The following is a 5,175-nucleotide window of genomic DNA, read 5'->3' on the forward strand; positions in this document are numbered from 1 at the left end:
TGCCGCTGCGGCCGGCCGCGCCGCTACTCGGCGTGCCCGACGGCGCGGCCGACATGCCGCCCGTTGCGCTCGTGTCCGAGCTTGCGCCGCCGCTGTCGCTTTCGCTCTTCTTCTGGCAGCCCGCCCCTGCCGCCAGGCCCGCAATCAGGATGCCGGCGAAGACGGCTCGCGATACATGACGAAGTGAATATCGCTGCATGACACCTCCGCTGATGTCGATGTGGATGGAGCCCGCTGGCGAGCAATTCCCGTGCCGCACCGGCCGTCGCCGGCGCCCGCATTCCATTCATTTTTCAAATGAGGCCTAACCGAATATTTAATTTCCCATCACCGGGCGGGCCTTCCATACTCGCGAACAAATCCGAGACATAACGTCCACGGCGGCCGGGCCGGCGCAGCGTTCCCACGCTGCCGGTTTCGCGCCCCGCACATGGAAGGAGACAACGGCGTGCAACTGGAAGCCACCCACCGCCCGGGCATCGTGCTCGGCGCGGACGACGCATCGCATCGAACCGATTCGGCCGCGCGCGACGCCGCGCTGAGCCCGCGGCTGCACAACGCCGACCTCGCGCCGACCAAGGCCGAGGGCCGGACGTGGGGCCGCTACAGCATCTTTGCGCTGTGGACCAACGACGTGCACAACATCGCGAACTACTCGTTCGCGATCGGGCTGTTCGCGCTCGGCCTGTCGGGCTGGCAGATGCTCGCGTCGCTCGCGATCGGCGCGGTGCTCGTGTATTGCTTCATGAACCTGACCGGCTACATGGGCCAGAAGACCGGCGTGCCGTTTCCGGTGATCAGCCGGATGAGCTTCGGCATCTACGGCGCGCTGCTGCCCGCGATGATCCGCGCGGTGATCGCGATCGCATGGTTCGGGATCCAGACCTATCTCGCGTCGGTCGTGCTGCGCGTGCTGCTCACCGCGATCTGGCCGGGCCTCGCCGCGTTCGACCAGAATGCGATCTTCGGGCTCTCGACACTCGGCTGGGTCACGTTCGTCGCGATCTGGCTCGTGCAGATCGGCATCCTCACGTACGGAATGGAAATGGTCCGCAAGTACGAGGGGCTGGCCGGGCCAGTGATCCTCGTCACGACGCTGTCGCTCGCCGCATGGATGTTCAGCCGCACGGGCGGCCATCTCGCGATGTCGATCGGCAAGCCGCTGACCGGCTTCAGGATGTGGACGGAGATCTTCGCGGGCGGCTCGCTGTGGCTCGCGATCTACGGCACGCTGGTGCTCAACTTCTGCGATTTCGCGCGCTCGTCGCCGAGCGCGAAGACGGTGCGTGTGGGCAACTTCTGGGGCCTGCCGGTCAACATCCTCGTGTTCGCGACGATCAGCTTCGTGCTCGCCGGCGCGCAGTTCAAGCTGAACGGCCACATCATCCACAGCCCGACGGAAATCATCGCGACGGTGCCGAACAAGCTGTTCCTCGTGCTCGGCTGCCTCGCGTTCCTGATCGTGACGGTCGCCGTGAACATCATGGCGAACTTCGTCGCGCCGGCCTTCGTGCTGACGAGCCTCGCGCCGCATCGCCTGTCGTTCCGCCGCGCGGGCCTGATCAGCGCGACGGTCGCCGTGCTGATCCTGCCGTGGAACCTGTACAACAGCCCGATCGTGATCGTCTACTTCCTGTCCGGCCTCGGCGCGCTGCTCGGCCCGCTGTACGGGATCATCACGGTCGACTACTGGCTCGTGCGCAAGCAGCGCGTGAACGTGCCCGACCTCTATACCGAAGCGCCGACCGGCGCCTACTTCTACACGCGCGGCGTGAACCGCAAGGCGCTCGCGGCGCTGGTGCCGTCCGCGCTGATCTCGATCACGCTCGCCGTCGTACCGGCCTTCAGCGCGATGACGCCGTTCTCGTGGCTGCTCGGCGCGGCCATCGCGGGCAGCGTGTACTGGCTGCTGGCCGATCGCAACCGGCACTACGAGGAGCGTTCGGGCGAATCCATCGCGGTCGCCTGCGCCCAACACTGAAACACACGCATACGGAGTCGCAATGAGGATCCTGGTAGTCAACGTCAACACGACCGAGTCGATCACCAACGCGATCGCCGCGCAGGCGCAGGCCGCCGCGTCGCCCGGCACGGAGATCGTCGGGCTGACGCCGCGCTTCGGCGCGGAGTCGATCGAAGGCAACTTCGAGAGCTACCTCGCGGCGATCGCCGTGATGGATCGCGTGCTGAGCTACGACGAGCCGTACGACGCGGTGATCCAGGCCGGCTACGGCGAACACGGTCGCGAAGGCCTGCAGGAACTGCTGACGGTGCCCGTCGTCGACATCACCGAAGCGGCCGCGAGCGTCGCGATGCTGCTCGGCCATCGCTACTCGGTCGTCACGACGCTCGACCGCACGGTGCCGCTGATCGAGGATCGCCTGAAGCTCGCCGGGCTCGACGCGCGCTGCGCATCGGTGCGTGCAAGCGGCCTCGCGGTGCTCGAACTCGAGGAGAACCCGGCCCGCGCGATCGAGTCGATCGTCGGCCAGGCGCAGCGCGCGGTGAAGGACGATCACGCGGAAGTGATCTGCCTCGGCTGCGGCGGGATGGCCGGCCTCGACCAGCAGATCGAGGAATGCACGGGCGTGCCGGTCGTCGACGGCGTCTCGGCCGCGGTCGCGCTCGCCGAATCGCTGGTGCGCCTGAAGCTGAAGACGTCGAAAGTTCGCACGTACGCGCCGCCGCGCCCGAAGCGGATCGTCGGCTGGCCTGGCACCTTCGCACAATGATGCGCCGCCGGCCCGCTGCTGCGTCGCACTCGGGCATCGGGTCGCCAGGAGGTAGTTCGGCATGCGGGACCCACTAGAACCGAACGCCCTGCCCGGCGACGCGTCCGACGCCGCGGGCGCGCTCGACGTGCTCGATGCACGGCTGATGCGCATCCTGCTCGTGCTGTTGACCGAGCGCACCGTGTCGCGTGCGGCCGTGCGCCTGAACATGTCGCAGCCGGCCACCAGCGCCGCGCTCAAGCGCCTGCGCACGCTGCTCGGCGATCCGCTGCTGGTGCGCAGCCGCTACGGGATGGTGCCGACCGAATTCGGCGCACGGCTGATCGAACCGCTGCGCAACGCGCTGCGCGTGATCGACTTCATCCGCATCCAGCAACCGACGTTCGACGCACGCACGTCGGTGCGCACCTACCGGATCGGCTGCCCCGACTACCTGAACGTGCTGTTCGTGCCGAAGCTCGTCGCGCTGTTTCGCGAACGCGCGCCGAATGCGCAGCTCGTGTTCCATCCGCTCGGCGACGGCTTCGACGACGAGCGCGCGCTGGCCGATGGCGAGCTCGACGTCGTGATCGACAATCGCCCCGCGCGCTCGTCGCGGTTCCGGCAGGACGACCTGTTCGACGATCGCGTCGTGTGCCTGATGCGCGCGACGCATCCGCTCGCGCGGCGCGGCACGATGACGGCCGGCGATTTTTCCGAAGCGCCGCAGCTGTGCCCGACGCCGTCGTGGCTCGAAGCGTCCGGCGCGATCGACAGGCAGCTCGAACGCGTGGGCCTGCAGCGGCGGATCGTCGTCACGCTGCCGCACTTCGAACTCGCCGCGCACGCGCTGGTGCGCACCGACATGCTGCTGACCACCACGTACCGGCTCGCGCGGCACTATGCGAAGCTGCTGCCGCTCGCCGCCGTCGCGCTGCCGGCCGAACCGCCGGACATCGTGTACCGGATGACCTGGAACGAATCGGGCGAGTGCACCGAAGGCGTGCGCTGGTTGCGCGGGCTGATTGCCGAAGCGACGCGCGCGTGGCTCGACGCGGAAGCGAGGCTGCCGGCCGTTGCGGCAGTGGCCGCCGCCGGGGCCGATGCGGACGCCCCGAAGACCACGCCGGCCATCGCCGATACGCCCGAGCCCACACGGCGTACGCGCCGCAGACAGGCGACGCATTGCCACGCATCGCGTCAACCGCGTGTCGCCCATGCGGCACGCATCCATCGGCTCTCGACGAAGTCGCATTGACCGGCGCGATCGACCGGTGCGACGAAAAACAAATAGGTAGCCCGAGCCCGCCGACGGGCAGCACGGCACGACAACCGATCGCGAGACGCGATGGGCGCTGACGTACTACGCGAATAAGCGACCGCGCAACATCAAGCGTGCCGCGCCAGCACGAGCAACACCGACAGCGACACGATCGACCCGAGCGTCGACAGCAGGATCGTGCGCGACGTCACCTGCGCTTCGCGCCCGTAGAACTCGGCCAGCATGTACGGGCCGGTGCCGGTGGGCAACGCGGCGAGCACGACGGCAATCTGCGCCAGCACCGGCGGCAGCGCGAACACGCGCACACCCAACCACCACGCAAGCGCGGGCTGCACGAACAGCTTCACCGCCGTCAGTGCAACGCTGCCGCGCGGCGCCGCGCCGGACGCCTCCCGCTTCTCCGCGAGAAACAGCCCTAGGCTGACGAGCGCACACGGGCTCGCGGCCCCGCCGAGCAACTTCAGGAACGTATCGACCGGCGCACCGAGCGGCACCTGCGCGGCCGACACGCAAACGCCGGCCAGCGGCGCGACGATCAGCGGGTTGCGCAGCAGCGCACCGACCACCTTCCACATCAGCCGCAACGGCGCGCGATCGCGCTGTAGCCCGATCTCGATCAGCACGATCGCGCCGGCGAACAGCACGCATGCCACGAGAATGGTCGCGATCGTGGTTGGCGTGAGGCTGTCGGTGCCGAACGCGAGCAGGCACAGCGGGAAGCCGAGATAGCCGGTGTTCGGGTACGACGCGGCGATCGCGTCGATGCTCGCATCGGCGAGTCCGCGCCCCGCAAACAGGCGCCATGCGAGCACGCCGACGAATACGAGCGCACAGGTCAGCGCGAACGTGGCAACGAAGGCCGGCTGATACAGCTGGTGCCACGACGCATGCGCCATGATCTGGAACAGCAGCGCGGGCAGCGCGAGCCACACGACGAAGCGGTTGAGTTCCGAGGCCGCGGCCGGCCCGAGTACGCCGCGCCGACGGCACAGGAACCCTGCCGCGATCAGCCCGAACACGGGCAACAGAATCTCGATCGTCGATGACATCTGGAATACGCTGCGTGAAACCGGAACGCGCCAGCTTAATGGTTCCGCCGGGTCGCGTCCAATACGCGGCGCATGCTGCCCCGTGCGTCACGCGCCGTCGCGCATCGGTTGCGTAAGCAACTTGTAGGCAACG

General features: G+C 68.2%; 4 protein-coding genes. 3 read left to right on the forward strand and 1 reads right to left on the reverse strand.

Annotated features, from left to right (window positions below):
* The first annotated feature begins 430 nt into the window (after nucleotides 1–430).
* The 3 genes from G3N93_RS33590 (at nucleotide 431) to G3N93_RS33600 (ending at nucleotide 3,969) form a co-directional block, all read left to right on the forward strand.
* Complete coding sequence (locus G3N93_RS33590; protein ID WP_174936060.1) at nucleotides 431–1,981, forward strand: NCS1 family nucleobase:cation symporter-1; 1,551 nt, start codon at nucleotides 431–433, stop codon at nucleotides 1,979–1,981.
* Nucleotides 1,982–2,003: 22 nt separating this feature from the next.
* Nucleotides 2,004–2,732 carry an aspartate/glutamate racemase family protein gene (locus G3N93_RS33595; RefSeq protein ID WP_206134902.1) on the forward strand — a complete coding sequence of 243 codons (729 nt, stop codon included), beginning with the start codon at nucleotides 2,004–2,006 and terminating at the stop codon, nucleotides 2,730–2,732.
* Between the two features lie 61 nt (nucleotides 2,733–2,793).
* Nucleotides 2,794–3,969, forward strand: coding sequence for a LysR family transcriptional regulator (locus G3N93_RS33600; RefSeq protein WP_174947682.1), 1,176 nt, complete (start codon nucleotides 2,794–2,796; stop codon nucleotides 3,967–3,969).
* Between the two features lie 131 nt (nucleotides 3,970–4,100).
* Here G3N93_RS33600 and G3N93_RS33605 read toward each other — a convergent pair whose 3' ends face one another.
* Entirely contained in the window at nucleotides 4,101–5,042 is a 942-nt protein-coding gene (locus G3N93_RS33605; RefSeq protein WP_174936063.1) for an AEC family transporter, read from the reverse strand.
* Between the last annotated feature and the right edge of the window lie 133 nt (nucleotides 5,043–5,175).

Source organism: Burkholderia sp. Se-20378 (assembly GCF_017104665.1).
GTDB classification, from domain to species: domain Bacteria; phylum Pseudomonadota; class Gammaproteobacteria; order Burkholderiales; family Burkholderiaceae; genus Burkholderia; species Burkholderia lata.

Coding starts and splice junctions, on each gene's coding strand:
- G3N93_RS33605 (WP_174936063.1), bottom strand. CDS start 5,042: ATGTCATCGACGATCGAGATTCTGTTGCCCGTGTTCGGGCTGATCGCG.
- G3N93_RS33595 (WP_206134902.1), top strand. CDS start 2,004: ATGAGGATCCTGGTAGTCAACGTCAACACGACCGAGTCGATCACCAAC.
- G3N93_RS33590 (WP_174936060.1), top strand. CDS start 431: ATGGAAGGAGACAACGGCGTGCAACTGGAAGCCACCCACCGCCCGGGC.
- G3N93_RS33600 (WP_174947682.1), top strand. CDS start 2,794: ATGCGGGACCCACTAGAACCGAACGCCCTGCCCGGCGACGCGTCCGAC.